General features: G+C 69.1%; 15 protein-coding genes and 1 pseudogene. 3 read left to right on the top strand and 13 right to left on the bottom strand.

Going from position 1 to position 16,659, the window contains the following annotated elements; genetic code table 11:
- Positions 1–32: 32 nt before the first annotated feature.
- Positions 33–668, bottom strand: coding sequence for a vitamin K epoxide reductase family protein (locus ACFVYE_RS06795; RefSeq protein WP_383975832.1), 636 nt, complete (start codon positions 666–668; stop codon positions 33–35).
- A 147-nt stretch (positions 669–815) separates the two neighbouring features.
- Between ACFVYE_RS06795 and ACFVYE_RS06790 the strand changes: the two are divergent.
- A pseudogene (locus tag ACFVYE_RS06790) lies at positions 816–1,136 on the top strand (ATP-binding cassette domain-containing protein); the annotation flags it as partial.
- Between the two features lie 66 nt (positions 1,137–1,202).
- On the opposite strand, the gene hisS reads toward ACFVYE_RS06790, so the two are convergent.
- Positions 1,203–2,465 carry a histidine--tRNA ligase gene (hisS, locus tag ACFVYE_RS06785; protein WP_383975834.1) on the bottom strand — a complete coding sequence of 421 codons (1,263 nt, stop codon included), beginning with the start codon at positions 2,463–2,465 and terminating at the stop codon, positions 1,203–1,205.
- A 13-nt stretch (positions 2,466–2,478) separates the two neighbouring features.
- Positions 2,479–3,165 (bottom strand): MBL fold metallo-hydrolase, encoded by a 687-nt coding sequence (locus ACFVYE_RS06780; RefSeq protein WP_383975836.1) that lies wholly within the window; start codon positions 3,163–3,165, stop codon positions 2,479–2,481.
- 149 nt (positions 3,166–3,314) lie between these two features.
- On the opposite strand from ACFVYE_RS06780, the gene ACFVYE_RS06775 reads away from it, so the two are divergent.
- Entirely contained in the window at positions 3,315–4,103 is a 789-nt protein-coding gene (locus ACFVYE_RS06775) for a peptidylprolyl isomerase (protein WP_389604400.1), read from the top strand.
- A 193-nt stretch (positions 4,104–4,296) separates the two neighbouring features.
- Complete coding sequence (locus ACFVYE_RS06770; protein ID WP_383975840.1) at positions 4,297–5,526, top strand: DUF349 domain-containing protein; 1,230 nt, start codon at positions 4,297–4,299, stop codon at positions 5,524–5,526.
- A 94-nt stretch (positions 5,527–5,620) separates the two neighbouring features.
- On the opposite strand, the gene ACFVYE_RS06765 is transcribed toward ACFVYE_RS06770, so the two are convergent.
- The 10 genes from ACFVYE_RS06765 to pdxT form a co-directional block, all read right to left on the bottom strand.
- Entirely contained in the window at positions 5,621–8,182 is a 2,562-nt protein-coding gene (locus ACFVYE_RS06765) for a RelA/SpoT family protein (protein ID WP_389604398.1), read from the bottom strand.
- 412 nt (positions 8,183–8,594) lie between these two features.
- Positions 8,595–9,146, bottom strand: a complete 552-nt coding sequence (locus ACFVYE_RS06760) for an adenine phosphoribosyltransferase (RefSeq protein WP_351260827.1) — start codon at positions 9,144–9,146, stop codon at positions 8,595–8,597.
- Positions 9,143–10,246: a protein translocase subunit SecF gene (gene secF, locus ACFVYE_RS06755; protein WP_383969065.1), complete on the bottom strand. Its 1,104-nt coding sequence runs from the start codon at positions 10,244–10,246 to the stop codon at positions 9,143–9,145. The genes ACFVYE_RS06760 and secF overlap by 4 nt, the downstream gene beginning before the upstream one ends.
- Position 10,247: 1 nt before the next feature.
- Positions 10,248–11,987 (bottom strand): protein translocase subunit SecD, encoded by a 1,740-nt coding sequence (gene secD, locus ACFVYE_RS06750; protein ID WP_383969064.1) that lies wholly within the window; start codon positions 11,985–11,987, stop codon positions 10,248–10,250.
- A 146-nt stretch (positions 11,988–12,133) separates the two neighbouring features.
- Complete coding sequence (gene yajC, locus ACFVYE_RS06745; RefSeq protein WP_383969061.1) at positions 12,134–12,619, bottom strand: preprotein translocase subunit YajC; 486 nt, start codon at positions 12,617–12,619, stop codon at positions 12,134–12,136.
- Between the two features lie 164 nt (positions 12,620–12,783).
- Positions 12,784–13,845, bottom strand: coding sequence for a Holliday junction branch migration DNA helicase RuvB (gene ruvB, locus ACFVYE_RS06740; protein ID WP_383969058.1), 1,062 nt, complete (start codon positions 13,843–13,845; stop codon positions 12,784–12,786).
- 81 nt (positions 13,846–13,926) lie between these two features.
- A complete protein-coding gene (ruvA, locus tag ACFVYE_RS06735; protein ID WP_114243523.1) occupies positions 13,927–14,553 on the bottom strand; it encodes a Holliday junction branch migration protein RuvA in 627 nt (208 codons plus the stop codon).
- The gene (gene ruvC / locus ACFVYE_RS06730) at positions 14,550–15,125 is read right to left on the bottom strand and encodes a crossover junction endodeoxyribonuclease RuvC (RefSeq protein ID WP_266363105.1); all 576 of its coding nucleotides are present in this window, start codon (positions 15,123–15,125) and stop codon (positions 14,550–14,552) included. Before ruvC ends, ruvA begins: the two co-directional genes overlap by 4 nt.
- Positions 15,126–15,248: 123 nt before the next feature.
- Positions 15,249–16,001 (bottom strand): YebC/PmpR family DNA-binding transcriptional regulator, encoded by a 753-nt coding sequence (locus tag ACFVYE_RS06725; protein ID WP_266363104.1) that lies wholly within the window; start codon positions 15,999–16,001, stop codon positions 15,249–15,251.
- 61 nt (positions 16,002–16,062) lie between these two features.
- A complete protein-coding gene (pdxT, locus tag ACFVYE_RS06720; protein ID WP_389604393.1) occupies positions 16,063–16,656 on the bottom strand; it encodes a pyridoxal 5'-phosphate synthase glutaminase subunit PdxT in 594 nt (197 codons plus the stop codon).
- Between the last annotated feature and the right edge of the window lie 3 nt (positions 16,657–16,659).

The following is a 16,659-nucleotide window of genomic DNA, read 5'->3' as shown; positions in this document are numbered from 1 at the left end:
GGGCCGGTCGCCCGGCAGGAGCGGCGGGCCGGTCAGCTGGTCCAGAAGTCCCACCAGCGAGTCAGGATCAGCATGCCGATGATGCCGACCCACAGGACCGGCGGCACCCAGTGGAACTCCGTCAGTCCGTTGCGCAGCCAGTTCGGCGCGGGCAGGATCCGGTGCTTGATGTTGTGCGTGGTGACGTAGCAGAACATGAAGATCGTGGCGACCCAGGCCAGGCAGCACCACAGGCAGAGGGAGTTGATGTTGTAGAGCGACTGGTACTGGAGCCAGGTGCAGAAACCGACGCCGAACAGCGTGCCGGCGTTCATCCCGAGCCAGTACCAGCTGCGGAAGCGGGCCCCCGCGAGCAGCGCCAGACCGATGCCGATGATCACGGAGTAGGTGACCAGACCGAGCATCGGGTTCGGGAAGCCGAAGGCCGCCGCCTGCTCGCTCTTCATGATGTTGCCGCATGCGACGACCGGGTTGAGACTGCAGCCCGGTGTGAAGTTGGGGTCCTCCAGCAACTTGAACTTGTCGATGGTGATGACCCAGGCGGCGAGGAGTCCGGCGGCGCCCGTGATCACCAGCAGCAGTGCGAACGCCCGACTCCCGCCGATGGTCCTCTTCCCGCCGTCCTCGTCCTGGTCGGAGGAGGGATGGTCAACCGCTGCAGTCGTCATATCGCCGTTCCATCAGTGAGTGGCCTGCTGGGCACGGTCATTGTGCCGCACCGCACCGCCGGCCTTCCGTTCGACGGGCATAAAGGTGTACGCAAGCTCTGCGCACGGACGGTACGGAACACTCGGGTCCGCGAGGCGCTCCGGACCATGGCCGAACTCGCGGTGGAGGTGCGCGGCCTGCGCAAGCGCTACGGCGAAGTGACCGCGGTCGACGGCCTGGACCTGGGCATCCGGCAGGGCGAGGTGCTCGGAATCCTCGCACCGAACGGGGCCGGGAGGAGCACGACCGTGGAAATCCTGCGGGGCCATCGCAGCCGCGACGAAGAAACCGTGTCGGTGCTCGGCGTGGCCCCGGCTGCCGCCGACCGCCGTTGGCGTTCCCGCGTCGGCGTCGTCCGGCAGGATGAATCCGCGCCCGCCGAATTGACGGTGCGCGAGACGGTGACGCACTTCGCCCGCCACTACCCCGGTGAGCCCTGCGCTCCCGTTCGCCGGACGCGCCGGTGTTCCGGCCCGTCCGTCGAACGGGAGACTCTAGGCCAGGCGCCCGCGGATCGCCTCGGCCACGTCCGTCAGGGGTACCGCCGTCTGCTCGCCGGACTCCATGTCCTTGAGCTGGACGACGCCCTCGGCCAGGTCCCGCTCACCCGCGACGATCGTGAACCGGGCCCCCGACCGGTTCGCACTCTTCATCGCACCCTTGAGGCCGCGGTTTCCGTACGCGAAGTCCGCCGCCACACCCTCGCGGCGCAGCTGCGTGACGATCCCGAAGAGCACCCGCCGGGCCTCCTCGCCGAGCGGTACCGCGAAGACGCTGGTGGCCGCGGGCAGTTCGAGCTCGATGCCCTCCGCCTCCAGCGCGAGCACCGTACGGTCCACGCCGAGCGCCCAGCCGACCGACGGGAGCGCCGGGCCGCCGATCATCTCGGAGAGGCCGTCGTAGCGGCCGCCGCCGCCCACCGCGGACTGCGAGCCGAGTCCGTCGTGGACGAACTCGAACGTGGTGCGGGTGTAGTAGTCGAGGCCGCGTACCAGCTTCTCGTCGTCCTCGTACACCACACCTGCCGCGGAGAGCAGGTCGCGCACCTCCTCGTGGTACGCCTTGCAGGCGTCGCACAGATAGTCGCGCAGTACCGGGGCGCCGGTCAGCTGCTTCTGCACCTCGGGCCGCTTGTCGTCGAGGACCCGGAGGGGGTTGATCTCGATGCGGCGACGGGTCTCCTCGTCCAGGTCGAGCTCGCGCAGGAAGCCCTGGAGCGCGTCCCGGTAGACAGGGCGGCACTCCTTGTCGCCCAGCGAGTTGAGCAGGATGCGGAAGTTCTGCAGACCCAGCGTGCGGTACGCCTGGTCGGCCAGGATGATCAGCTCGGCGTCCAGCGCCGGGTCCTCGGCGCCGATCGCCTCGGCACCGACCTGCGAGAAGTGCCGGTAGCGGCCCTTCTGCGGGCGCTCGTAGCGGTAGTACGAGCCGGAGTACCAGAGCTTCACGGGCAGGTTGCCGAGCTTGTGGAGGTTGGCCTCCAGCGCGGCGCGCAGCACGGACGCGGTGCCCTCGGGGCGCAGCGCCAGCTGGGAGCCGCCCTTGGTGGTGAGGGTGTACATCTCCTTGCTCACGATGTCGGTGGACTCACCGACACCGCGCGAGAAGAGGGCGACGTCCTCGAAGCCGGGCGTCTCGATGTAGCCGTAGCCGGAGTTCTTCAGGGGTGCGGCGATCGCCTCGCGCACCGCGAGGTACTTCGCGGAGTCGGGCGGGGTCAGGTCGTACGTGCCCTTGGGGGCCTTGAAGGTGCTCACGGAGTTTCTCTCGTCACATTCCTCGTCGGGGCGCGTCCATACCGTGCAGATACGGATTCGAGGCGCGCTCGCGGCCGATGGTCGTCTGGGGGCCGTGGCCGGACAGCACCACGGTCGAGTCGTCGAGCGGCAGGCACACACGGGCCAGCGACTCGAGCAGCTCGGCGTGGTCGCCGCCGGGCAGGTCGGTGCGTCCGACGGAGCCGGCGAAGAGCAGGTCGCCCGAGAAGAGGATCTGCGGAACATCCGCGGCCTCGGGCAATCCGAACGTCACCGACCCCTTGGTATGGCCGGGCGCATGCGCGACACCGAACTCCAGACCGGCCAGCTTCAGCCGGGCGCCGTCACTCAGCTCCTTGACGTCGTCCGGCTCCCCCACCGTCAGCTCGCCCATGAGCGGCATCCCGATGGAGCGGCCGAGGGCCTTCTCCGGGTCGCTCATCATGTAACGGTCCTCCGGGTGGATCCAGGCAGGGACGTCGTGCGCACCGCACACCGGGACGACCGAGGCCACATGGTCGATGTGGCCATGGGTCAGTACGACGGCGACGGGCTTCAGCCGATGCTTCTTCAGCGCTTCCTCGACTCCGGATGCGGCCTGATGGCCCGGGTCGATGATCACGCACTCCTCACCTGCGGCCGGGGCGACCAGGTAACAGTTGGTCCCCCAGGCCCCGGCGGGGAACCCGGCAATGAGCACGGTCGTCCTTAATGGTCGTCCTACGGTGGATTGCGACTGAGAAGGTCGCGGCAGTTCAGAGCCTACCGGCGCTCCTCATTCCACAGCTAACCCATATACGGTACGGGGCAGCCCAGGCCTCATCACACGACCCACAAGGAGATCACCCGGTGGTCAGCAGCGATCAGCGGCGGCGGCAGCTCGCCAGGGAGAAGTTCGAGCGGCAGCAGCAGCGCCGGGAGGAGGCCCGCCGCAGGACGAGGCGTCTGACGGTCGTCATCGCGTCCGTGGTGGCCGTGGCGGCGGTCGTCGGGGTGGGCTCGTATCTCGCCCTCGACGGCGACGGCAAGAAGGACAAGAGCGACGCGGCCGCGAGCGCGAGCCCGTCGGCCTCGCCGTCGGCGAGCGAGAGCAGCGCGCCCGAACCCGCGCTGAAGATCGACAAAAAGGCGAAGTACACGATGTCGCTCAAGACGGGCCAGGGCGACCTCGCGTTCACGATGGACGCGGCGAAGACGCCGCACACCACGAACTCCTTCAAGTCGCTGGCCGACAAGGGCTTCTTCGACGGTACGAAGTGTCACCGCCTGACCACGCAGGGCATTTTCGTCCTGCAGTGCGGTGACCCCAAGGGCGACGGCACGGGCGGCCCCGGCTACACGATCCCGGACGAGAACCTGACCGCGCTGGGCAAGGCGGGCAAGGACGGCAGGGTGACGTATCCGGCGGGCACGGTGGCGATGGCGAACACCGGCCAGGCGCACACCGGTGGCAGCCAGTTCTTCCTCGTGTACAAGGACAGCAAACTGCCGCCCACCTACACCCCGTTCGGCACGATGGACGATGCCTCGCTGAAGGCGGTCAAGGACATCGGTGCGGCGGGTGTGGCCGGCGGTGCGGCCGACGGTGCGCCGAAGAAGGCCGTGAACATCTCGAAGGCCGCTGTCGACAAGTCGTGACGCGGCCGGACCGGCCGGCCGGTGGCGACGGCGAAGCGCGGGCCGGATTATTTTCGGCCGCGCTGAGTGCGGACAGCCGGGCGGCCGGTCGCCTAGATTGGCGTTGTGCAGGGCGGGCGCTGCCCGCCCCAGGAAACTGTGGACGATGCCAGGGGGGCGAACCCTCTCGCAGGCATCAGGTGGAGGAGGCGCTGTGAGCAGCGACCCGTGGGGCCGCGTCGATGAGACGGGCACCGTGTACGTGCGTACAGCCGATGGCGAGCAGGTCGTCGGATCGTGGCAGGCGGGTTCCCCCGAGGAGGCTCTGGCCTACTTCGAGCGCAAGTACGAGGGCATTGTGGTCGAGATCGGCCTCCTCGAACGGCGGGTGAAGACCACCGACCTGTCGGCCAAGGACGCCACGACCGCCATTGAGCATCTGCGTCTGCAGGTGGACGAGCATCACGCCGTCGGTGACCTCGACGCGCTGCGCAAGCGACTCGACGCGCTGGTCGCGACGGTCGACTCGCGGCGTGAGGAGCGCAAGGCCCAGAAGGCGAAGCAGACCGACGAGGCGAAGCACGCCAAGGAGGCGCTGGTCACCGAGGCCGAGGAGCTGGCGCAGAGCGAGCAGTGGCGCTCCGCGGGCGAGCGCCTCCGTGCGCTCGTCGACACGTGGAAGGGCCTGCCGCGACTCGACCGCAAGTCCGACGACGAGCTGTGGCACCGCTTCTCGCACGCCCGCTCGGCGTTCTCCAAGCGCCGCAAGGCCCACTTCGCCTCGCTGGACGCCCAGCGCGAGGAGGCCCGCAAGGCCAAGGAGAAGCTGGTCGTCGAGGCCGAGTCGCTCTCCGGCTCCACGGACTGGGGAACGACGGCCGCCCGCTATCGCGACCTGATGACGGAGTGGAAGGCGGCGGGCCGCGCCCAGCGCGAGGCCGAGGACGATCTGTGGAACCGCTTCCGCGGTGCCCAGGACGTCTTCTTCGCCGCCCGCGGTGAGGTCTTCGCCGAGCGGGACGCGGAGCAGGGCGAGAACCTCAAGCTCAAGGAGGAGCTCGCGGTCGAGGCCGAGAAGCTGGTGCCGGTGCAGGACCTGAAGGCGGCCAGGGCCGCGTTCCGGGCCATCAACGAGCGCTGGGAGGCCATCGGCCATGTGCCGCGTGACGCCCGCCCGAAGGTCGAGGGGCGGATGCACGCGGTGGAGCGGGCGCTCCAGGAGGCGGAGGAGTCGGAGTGGCGCCGGACGAACCCGGAGGCGCGTGCGCGCGCCGCGGGTCTGACCGGTCAGCTGCAGGCGGCCGTGGACAAGCTGCGTACGCAGATCGACACGGCCCGCACCTCGGGCAACAACGCCCGGGCCGACAAGCTGGCCAAGGAGCTCGAAGGCCGGCAGGCGCTGCTGGACCAGGCGCTGAAGGGCCTGGAGGAGTTCGGCGGCTGAAGCAGCACCTGCTGCTGACCGGCTCGTGACAAGTCCCCCTGTGCGCGTCCCTCGGGACGGCACAGGGGGCCTCTCGTATGCGCAGGGTCGTCGGTCAGGGCCTGCGGGCCGAAGTGACGCGGTAGACGTCGTAGACGCCCTCCACGCCCCGTACCGCCTTCAGCACGTGTCCGAGGTGCTTCGGGTCGCCCATCTCGAAGGTGAAGCGCGAGGTGGCCACCCGGTCCCGGGAGGTCTGAACGGCCGCCGACAGGATATTGACGTGCTGATCGGACAGGACGCGGGTGACGTCCGAGAGCAGCCGGGACCGGTCCAGGGCCTCGACCTGGATGGCGACCAGGAAGACCGAGGACTGGGTGGGCGCCCACTCGACCTCCAGGATCCGCTCCGGCTGCTGCGACAGCGAGTCGACGTTGACGCAGTCGGCTCGGTGCACGGAGACGCCGCTGCCGCGGGTGACGAAGCCGATGATCGGGTCGCCGGGGACCGGCGTACAGCAACGGGCCAGTTTGACCCAGACGTCCTCGACGCCCTTGACGACCACACCCGGATCGGCGTTGGAGCGGCGCTTGTGGCGGCTGCGCGAGGGCGGCGAGCTCTCCGCGAGATCCTCGTTGGCGGCGTCCTCCCCGCCGAGCGCCTGCACCAGCTTGTGCACGACGCCCGCGGCCGCGACATGGCCCTCGCCGATCGCCGCATACAGCGACGAGATGTCGGGGTAGCGCATCTCATGGGCGAGCGTGACCAGCGAGTCGCCGGTCAGGATCCGCTGGATCGGCAGATTCTGCTTGCGCATGGCGCGCGCAATGGCGTCCTTGCCCTGCTCGATCGCCTCGTCGCGGCGCTCCTTGGAGAACCAGGCGCGGATCTTGTTGCGGGCTCGGGGCGACTTGACGAAGCCCAGCCAGTCCCGGGAGGGTCCGGCGCCGGCCGCCTTGGAGGTGAAGACCTCCACCAGATCGCCGTTGTCGAGGGTCGATTCGAGCGGTACGAGCCGCCCGTTGACCCGTGCTCCTATGGTCCGGTGGCCGACCTCCGTGTGCACGGCGTACGCGAAGTCCACCGGCGTCGCACCCGCGGGGAGCGCTATGACGTCGCCCTTGGGCGTGAAGACGAAGACCTCGTTGCGGGAGAGGTCGAAGCGCAGCGACTCCAGGAATTCGCTGGGGTCCTCGGTCTCCTTCTGCCAGTCCAGAAGCTGGCGCAGCCACGCCATGTCGTTGACGGTGTCCTGACCGCGGCCGGTGTTCTTCGGTACGTCGGTACGCACCTTGGAGGCGCCCGCGACGGCCTCCTGCTTGTACTTCCAGTGCGCGGCGATGCCGTACTCGGCGCGGCGGTGCATGTCGAACGTGCGGATCTGCAGCTCGACGGGCTTGCCGCTGGGACCGATCACCGTGGTGTGCAGCGACTGGTACATGTTGAACTTGGGCATCGCGATGTAGTCCTTGAACCGGCCGGGGACCGGATTCCATCGCGCGTGCACGGTGCCGAGCGCCGCGTAACAATCGCGGACGGTGTCGACGAGGACCCGAATGCCCACCAGGTCGTAGATCTCGGCGAAGTCCCGGCCCCGCACGATCATCTTCTGGTAGACGCTGTAGTAGTGCTTCGGGCGCCCGGTGACGGTGGCCTTGATCCGGGCGGCGCGCAGGTCGGCCTGGACCTCGTCGGTCACTATGGCGAGGTACTCGTCGCGCTTGGGGGCCCGCTCGGCGACGAGGCGGACGATCTCGTCGTACATCTTGGGGTAGAGGATCGCGAAGGCGAGGTCCTCCAGCTCCCACTTGATGGTGTTCATGCCCAGGCGGTGTGCCAGTGGGGCATAGATCTCAAGCGTCTCGCGGGCCTTCTTCTCCTGCTTCTCCCGCTTGAGGTAGCGCATGGTGCGCATGTTGTGCAGCCGGTCGGCGAGCTTGATGACGAGGACCCTGGGGTCCTTGGCCATGGCGACGACCATCTTGCGTACGGTCTCGGCCTGTGCGGCCTCGCCGAACTTGACCTTGTCCAGCTTGGTGACACCGTCGACGAGCAGGGCGACCTGGTCGCCGAAGTCGCGGCGCAGCGTGTCGAGGCCGTACTCGGTGTCCTCGACCGTGTCGTGCAGCAGTCCGGCCATCAGCGTCGCCGGGTCCATGCCCAGCTCGGCGAGGATCGTCGTGACGGCGAGCGGGTGCGTGATGTACGGGTCGCCGCTCTTGCGCTTCTGGCCGCGGTGCCAGCGCTCGGCGACCTGGTAGGCGCGCTCGATCTGACGCAGCGTGGACGTCTCGATCTTGGGGTCGTTGCTGCGGACGGCGCGCAGCAGCGGTTCGAGGACCGGGTTGTACGGACTGGAGCGCTGCACACCGAGGCGGGCGAGCCTGGCCCGAACCCGGTTGGAGGAGCCGCCGGAGCGGGTCGTGGGAGCGGGCGGGGTGACCGGCTTCGCCGGGGGCTTCGGCGCGGAGGCGGCCGGGGAGGCGGGGGCGGCCGGCTGAGCGGGCGAGGCGGGCGCGGGCCGCAGCGCCGGGGCACCTGCCTGCTCCGGGCCCGTGCCGGGCTCTGGGGCCGGAGGCTTCGGCTTCTCCGCGGCCTGCTTCTTCCCGGGCGCGACTGGGGCCGCCACCGGCTTGTCGGGCTGCGGGGCGGCGACTGGCTGGGCCTCGTCTGGCAAGAGCGCTCCTCATGCGGATCCGGATACCCGGAAAGGCCATCGTATCGACCCTGTGGCCGGTCCTCCCCCGGGGACCGTGAGAGCCCTCACAACGCGGGACGGGCACCCGGTTGTTCCCGGGTGCCCGTCCTTCGCGCATGAGCCGTTGCCACGTACGGTCCGCTGCTGCTCAGACAGTGATCGGAACCTCCAGCGGCGCGGGGACCGCAGGCCCTGCTCCGGACGTGCGTACCCGAAACCGGGGAGCATCGCGCCGCAGTTCGGTTCCACCGCAGGAGCGCGCCCCGCCCACGGCGACGGCCGCGAAGGAGAGAAGAGGAACCGCCCCTGGGGCCGATCTTGCGTGAAATCCTGTCGCGCAACGGGTGCCCCAGGAAAATCCTTGGGGCACCCGTTTCACGGCTGTGGGCTCTCAGACCTGGCTGAGAGCCTCGAGCGGCGCGCCCGCCAGGGCGGGCTCCAGGCGGGCCCGGCCGGCGAGGAACGCGAGCTCCATGAGGACCGCTACGCCCGCGACCTGGGCACCGGCCCGCCGGATGAGTTCCAGCGACGCCTCAGCGGTGCCACCCGTGGCGAGGACGTCGTCGATGACCATGATCCGGTCGTCGGCGCACAGGTCCTCTGCGTGGAGCTCGATCTCCGCGGTGCCGTACTCCAGGTCGTACGCCTGCCGCAGCGTGGCCCTGGGAAGCTTCCCCGCCTTGCGTACGGGAATGAATCCCATCCCCGCCCGGACCGCGACCGGCGCGGCCAGGATGAAGCCGCGAGCCTCCAGACCTGCGACCTTCGTGGCACCGTGCCGGACGCACAGCTCCGCGAGGGTTTCGGTGAGGGCCGCGAACGCGAGCGGGTCCGCGAGCAGCGGGGTGATGTCCTTGAACATCACGCCCGGCTTCGGATAGTCCGGCACGTCGCGGATCCGGCTGAGCAGGAGTTCCCTCGTGCTCTCGGTGGTACTGGTCATCGACGCTTCCCCGAGGTCCGGCCATGGCCCCTGGGGGGCTGCTGGCGCTGGCCGACGACCGCGGCGGTGGGTGCGGCGTCCTCCGGGATGTCGTCGTTCGACGGCTCGTCCTCGGCGGACTCGCCCTTGGCCGCGGCAGCCGCGCGCTTGGCGAGGATCCGCTTCTTCAGGGCCTTCATCTGCGGCTCGCGTTCCTTGAGGTCGGCGACGAGCGGGGTGGCGATGAAGATCGAGGAGTACGCACCGGCGGCGAGGCCGACGAAGAGTGCCAGGGAGATGTCGTTCAGCATGCCGGCGCCGAGGACACCGCCACCGATGAACAGCAGACCGGCGACCGGCAGCAGGGCCACGACGGTGGTGTTGATGGAACGGACCAGCGTGCCGTTGATGGAACGGTTGGCGATCTCGCTGTACGTCCACCGGGTCTGCTTGGTGATCCCCTTCGTGCCCTCCTTGAGGCTGTCGAAGACGACGACCGTGTCGTAGAGGGAGTAACCGAGGATGGTCAGCAGACCGATCACGGTGCCCGGAGTGACCTCGAAGCCGACCAGGGCGTAGATGCCGACCGTGATGGTGATGTCGTGGATCAGCGCGACCAGGGCCGCGATCGCCATGCGCCACTCGAAGGCGATGGCCAAGTAGATCACCACGAGGACCATGAAGATGCCGAGGCCCATCCAGGCCTTGTTGGCGATCTGCTCACCCCAGCTGGGGCCGACCAGGTCCGCGGCGATCTTCTCCGTCGGGACGCCGAGGTCCTTGGAGAGCTGGTCCTTGATCTGGTCCGACTTCGCGGTGTCGACCTCGGTGATCTGGATACGCAGACCACCCTTGCCGAGCTTCTGGACGATCGCCTGGTGGCCGGAGGCCTTCGTTGCGAAGTCCTCCGCCTGGGTGACGCTGACGCTCGTCTTCGGGGTGGTGAAGACGGCGCCGCCCTTGAACTCGATGCCCATGTTCAGGCCGCTGACCGCCAGGCCGACAATGGCCGTGATGGTGATCAGGATCGAGATCCCGTACCAGATCTTGCGCTTGCCGATGAAGTCGTAACCGACCTCGCCACGGTAGAGACGGGCGCCGAGACTGCCGAGTCGCGACATCTCACGCCTCCTTCGGGTCAGTGGGGGCGTTGACACGGCGCGAGCGGCGCAGCGGCGGCTTGGCGCCGAGCCGCTTCGGGTCCAGACCGGACCACGGGTGACCGCTGGAGAAGAACTTCGTGCGGGCCATCAGCGTCATGACGGGCTTGGTGAAGAGGAACACCACGACCACGTCGAGCAGGGTGGTGAGTCCCAGCGTGAAGGCGAAGCCCTGGACCTTGCCGACGGTGACGATGAAGAGCACCGCGGCGGCGAGGAACGACACGAAGTCGGAGACCAGGATGGTACGCCGGGCGCGCGGCCAGGCACGCTCGACGGCCGGGCGGAGCGTACGGCCCTCGCGGATCTCGTCGCGGATTCTCTCGAAGTACACGATGAAGGAGTCCGCGGTGATACCGATGGCCACGATGGCGCCGCAGACCGCCGGGAGGTTCAGCGCGAAGCCGATGGCCGGGCCGAGCAGCGACATGATCGTGTAGGTCAGGATGCCGGAGGCCATCAGGCTCAGCAGCGCGATGAAAGCCAGTCCGCGGTAGTAGGCCACCAGGTAGACGACCACCAGGAACAGACCGATGGCGCCGGCGATCAGACCCGCCTGGAGCTGCTCGCCGCCGAGCGCGGCGGTGACGGTGGTGACGCTCTGCTCCTTGAACGAGAGCGGGAGCGCACCGTAGGAGAGCACGTTGGCCAGGTCCTCGGCGGACTGCTGGGTGAAGCTGCCGGAGATCTCGGCGCTGCCGCTGAGCGTCGTGTTCACCTGGGGCGCGGAGACGACCTCGCCGTCCAGAGCGATGGCGAACTGGTTCTGCGGGGACTGCAGCGCGGAGAGCTTCTTGGTGATCGTCTGGAACTGCTTGGAGCCCTTCTTGGTGAACTCCATGTTGACGATCCACATGCCGCGCTGCTGGTCGAAGCCGGCCTTGGCGTTGTCGACCTCGGTGCCGGACACCTCGGCCGGGCCGAGGACGTACTTGGCGTCGCCCTCGGAGCTGCATGCGACGACTGTGTCGGTGGGCTTGGCGCCCTGTGCGGCCTTGGCCCGGGAAGCCTTGCTGGAGCAGTCGAGCTCCGCGAACTGCTTCTGCAGCTTGGCGGCGGCCGCCTCGTCCGCGGCGGATGCCGACGGCGTGGCATCGGCCTTCGGCGTGGTGCTCGCCTTGGGGGTGGGCGAGGAATCGGCCTTGAGGGCGCCGGTGACCGCGCGGCCCTGGGTGGTGGCGCTCGCGCTCGGCTTCGCCGACGCCTTCCCGTTGTCCGACGCCGAAGCGCTCGGGCTCGCGGACGGGCTGGGCTTGCCGGACGACGAGGCGCTGGGCGTCGGGGTGGGTGTGCCCTGCGCGACGGTCAGCACCGGCCGGAAGTAGAGCTTGGCGGTGGTGCCGACCTGCTCACGGGCCTGAGCGGAGTTCGTGCCCTTGGGGATGTTGACGATGATGTTGCGATCGCCCTGTGTCTGGACCTCGGCCTCGCTGACGCCCAGACCATTGACACGGCGGTTCATGATCTCGACCGCGGTGTCCATGTTGGTCTTGTTGATCGCCGATTCCTGGCCCGGCTCGCTCTTCGCCTCAAGCGTGATGGACGTGCCGCCCGCCAGGTCGATGCCCAGTCGTGGGGTCGGCTGATCGGCCAGGAACATCCCGCCGGTGAGCGCGACCATGGCGATCAGGATCAGAGCCAGGGAACGCCCCGGCCTGCCCTGACCGCCGGCCGGCCCTCGGCTCTTCTTCGGTGCTGCCACCTTCTCGTTTCTCCCTGTCCAACCGCCCCGCGCCGGGTACGCGCCCGAGCGGCCACGAAGTGTAGTGGGGACCCGCCCCCGCAGAAGATCGCACGGTCCGGGGAGTGCCGGATGCCGGTGGGCTCACGGCATCCCCGGGTCGTGGCTTACTTCGCGTCGGCCTCGCCGTCGGTCTTGCCCTCGGACTTCTTGTCGGACTCGGCGTCCTTCGGCTCGGCGTCGTCGGCCTTCTTGCCCAGGTCGATCTTGGCGTCGTCCGAGGTGTCCTCGTCGGCGTCCTCGTCGGCCTCGGTCAGCGAGGAGGCGTCGTCCGGCACGACCGCGCCGTCGATGTCGAGGGCGTCATCGCCGTCGCCGTGGACGATGCGGTTGTACTCCGCGTCGTCCAGGACGGCGCCGATGGCGTTCTTGGCGTAGATGGCGTGGACGCCGGGCGCGATCTCAAGGAGAACGGTGTCGTCGTGAAGCTCCTTGACGGTGGCGTACATGCCCCCGATCGTCCGGACGCCGGTGCCGGGCTGCATCTCATTGCGCATCTGGGCAGCGGCCGCCTGCTTCTTCTTGGCGGACCGCGTCATCAGGAACATGGCCCCGATGAGCACGATGAAGGGGAGGAGAGTCACGGGATTCACGGGACGAGTTTCCTTCGCACGACCGCGCTGGAAGGCGGCCTGATCTACGGGGGTGGGTACACCGACCTGTACGGGCGGCATCGGCGGAGTCTAAGCGAGTCCGCATCGATGGAACAACGCCCGGCGTCGCTCGGTGGTTCCTGTACGGGTGAACCTGTGACGCATCACGCCCCGAACAGACCCTGTTGTCCCTTTCCGCCGTGCTGGGGAGGTACGAGGCCGAGGTGGGCCCAGGCCGCGGGTGTCGCGACACGCCCCCTCGGCGTCCTGGCCAGCAGCCCTTCCCGTACCAGGAAGGGCTCCGCGACCTCCTCGACCGTCTCGCGCTCCTCGCCCACGGCTACCGCGAGGGTGGACAGCCCGACGGGGCCGCCGCCGAAGAGCTTCAGCAGGGCACCGAGCACCGCCCGGTCCAGCCGGTCGAGGCCGCGCGCGTCGACCTCGTACACCCCGAGGGCGACGGAGGCGACGGCACGGTCGATCCGTCCGTCGGCCTTGACCTGGGCGTAGTCCCGGACACGGCGCAGCAGCCGGTTGGCGATACGGGGGGTGCCGCGGGAACGTCCGGCGATCTCGGCGGCACCCTCCGTGTCTATCGCCACGTCGAGGAGGCGGGCGGAACGGTGGATGACGCGTTCCAGCTCGGTCGGGGCGTAGAACTCCATATGGCCGGTGAAGCCGAAACGGTCACGCAGCGGGGGCGGCAGCAGTCCGGCCCTGGTGGTGGCGCCGACCAGGGTGAAGGGCGGCAGTTCCAGCGGGATGGCGGTGGCTCCGGGGCCCTTGCCGACGATGACATCGACGCGGAAGTCCTCCATCGCCATGTAGAGCATCTCCTCGGCCGGCCGCGACATGCGGTGGATCTCGTCCAGAAAGAGAACTTCGCCCTCCTGGAGTGAGGAGAGAATCGCGGCAAGATCACCCGCATGCTGGATGGCGGGGCCCGAGGTGATCCGGATCGGGGCGCCCATCTCGGCCGCGATGATCATGGAGAGGGTGGTCTTGCCGAGACCGGGGGCGCCGGAGAGCAGGACATGGTCGGCGGTGGCGCCGCGGGCCCTGGCCGCCTTGAGAACCAGGTCGAGCTGTTCGCGCACCTTTTCCTGGCCGACGAATTCGTCGAGGTCCTTCGGCCGCAGCGCCGCTTCGACCGCGGTGTCCTCGCCGTCCGCGTCGGCGTCGACGAGCCGCTCGTCGGTATCGGGTCCGGTCTCGTCCCAGTTCATTCAGTCTGTCCCGCCTCGGGTGTTTCGGTGCCGTGCGGTGCCCGGCCCGGTCGGGGTCTCCCCCGGGGTGACGCGCTCCGGTCAGCGCGCGCGGTTGAGGGTCTGCAGCGCGGCGCGCAGCAGCTGCGGTACGGGGGCCTGCCCGCCCTCGGCCAGGGCCGCCTCGGCCTGCGGGGCGACAGCGGTGACCGCTTCGTCGGCCTCGCGGGTGGCGTAGCCGAGGCCGATCAGGGCGGCCTGCAGCTGATCGCGCCAGGAGGAGGTGACGGCGGTGCCGATGCCCTGTCGGCCGATGTGGGCGCCGACGGGCTCGCCGAGCCTGTCCTTCAGTTCGAGGAGGAGTTTCTGTGCGCCCTTCTTGCCGATGCCGGAGACGGCGGTGAGCGCCTTCTCGTCGTCGGTGGCGACCGCGATCCGCAGGGCGTCCGGACTGTGGGTGGCGAGCATGGCCTGGGCGAGCCGCGGTCCGACTCCGCTGGCGGTCTGGAGCAGCTCGAAGACCTGCCGCTCGTCGTCGTCGGCGAAGCCGTAGAGGGTGAGCGAGTCCTCCCGTACGACGAGGGACGTGGCCAGCCTGGCCTCCTTGCCGATCCGGAGGCCGGCGAGGGTGTTCGGCGTGCACTGGACGGCCATGCCGATGCCGCCGACCTCGATCACGGCCGTGGTCGGGGCAAGTGCGGCCACGGGGCCGCTGACGAAGGCGATCATCGGGGGACCTTCCGGACGGGAACTGTAGGTGTACGGGGAACGCGCGCGGTACGGGCTGCGGCGGCGGCAGCCGCGTGTGCCTGCTGGAGGCGGTTGACGGCGGGGGCGCGCCAGATGTGGCAGATGGCGAGCGCGAGGGCGTCGGCCGCGTCGGCGGGTTTCGGCGGGGCGTCGAGCCGCAGCAGCCGGGTGACCATGGCTCCGACCTGTGCCTTGTCGGCGCGGCCGCTGCCGGTGACGGCCGCCTTGACCTCGCTGGGGGTGTGCAGGGCGACCGGTATGCCGCGCCGGGATGCGCAGAGCATGGCGACCGCACTGGCCTGCGCGGTGCCCATCACCGTACGGACGTTGTGCTGGCTGAACACCCGCTCCACGGCGACGAATTCGGGCCGGTGCTCGTCGAGCCATTCCTCGATGCCGCGCTCGATGGCCACCAGCCGGTGGCCGAGCTCCGCATCGGCCGCGGTGCGGACGACTCCGACGCCGAGCATCGTCAGGGGCCGGCCGGCGACGCCTTCTACGACGCCGACACCGCACCGGGTGAGTCCCGGGTCGACGCCGAGTACCCGCATGGGAGGCCCCTCCGTACCGATCGGTCAACTGTTCCCGCAGGCTATCGGCTCGCACTGACAATGCGACGGGCCGACGGGGTGTGTCCCCGTCGGCCCGTCCGTGAAGGCTGTGCTGAGCGTGGCTCAGGCGTCGACCTTTTCCATGACCTCGTCCGAGACATCGAAGTTGGCGAAGACGTTCTGCACGTCGTCGCTGTCCTCCAGCGCGTCGATCAGCTTGAAGATCTTGCGCGCGCCCTCCTCGTCCAGCTCGACCTGCATGGTGGGCAGGAAGTTGGCCTCGGCGGAGTCGTAGTCGATGCCGGCCTGCTGGAGCGCGGTACGGACCGCGACCATGTCGGTGGCCTCGCTGACGACCTCGTAGGTGTCACCGAGGTCGTTGACCTCCTCGGCGCCCGCGTCGAGCACGGCACCCAGGACGTCGTCCTCGGTGAGCCCGCCCTTGGGGACGATGACGACACCCTTGCGGTTGAAGAGGTACGAGACCGAACCGGGGTCGGCCATCGAACCGCCGTTGCGGGTCATCGCGACACGCACGTCGGATGCGGCACGGTTGCGGTTGTCGGTGAGGCACTCGATGAGCACCGCGACACCGTTCGGGCCGTAACCCTCGTACATGATCGTCTGATAGTCGACGCCGCCCGCTTCGAGACCGCCACCGCGCTTGACCGCGGAGTCGATGTTCTTGTTCGGTACGGAGCTCTTCTTCGCCTTCTGGATCGCGTCCACGAGGGTCGGGTTTCCCTCGGGGTCCACACCGCCGGTGCGGGCCGCGACCTCGATGTTCTTGATCAGTTTCGCGAAGAGCTTGCCGCGCTTGGCATCAATCACGGCCTTCTTGTGCTTCGTCGTAGCCCATTTAGAGTGGCCGGACATCTGCCTTCTCCTTCGCGTCACCAAAATCGATCCGAACCCGAGAGATCCTACCGGGATCGAGTCAGCCGACTGCGCGCACCATGTCCACGAACAACGCGTGAACCCTGTGGTCCCCGGTCAGTTCCGGGTGAAATGACGTCGCCAGGGCGTTTCCCTGACGTACAGCGACGATGTGACCACCGTGCTCCGCCACCACCTTGGCCTGCGCGCCGACCGATTCCACCCACGGGGCGCGGATGAACACGCCCTCGACCGGGCCGTCCTCGATACCGGCGACCGCGACGGCCGCCTCGAAGGACTCGTTCTGCCGCCCGAAGGCGTTACGGCGCACGATCATGTCGATCCCGCCGACCGTCTCCTGACCCGAGCGCGGGTCGAGGATCTTGTCGGCGAGCAGGATCATTCCGGCGCAGGTGCCGTAGACCGGCATCCCGTCCCGTACCCGCTCGCGCAGCGGTTCCAGCATGCCGAACAGGGAAGCCAGCTTGGACATCGTGGTGGACTCGCCACCGGGAATGACCAGGCCGTCGACCTCGGCGAGTTCCTCGGGACGCCGGACCGGCCTGGCCAGGGCATCCGCCGAGGCCAGGGCGATCAGGTGTTCCCGTACGTCTCCCTGGAGAGCCAGGACTCCGATCACAGGGGTGTCGCTCATCAG

This window comes from Streptomyces sp. NPDC058239, from assembly GCF_042882185.1.
Classification (GTDB): domain Bacteria; phylum Actinomycetota; class Actinomycetes; order Streptomycetales; family Streptomycetaceae; genus Streptomyces.
Note: the sequence above shows the minus strand (reverse complement) of the source record. Positions and strands in the feature narration are given on the sequence as shown.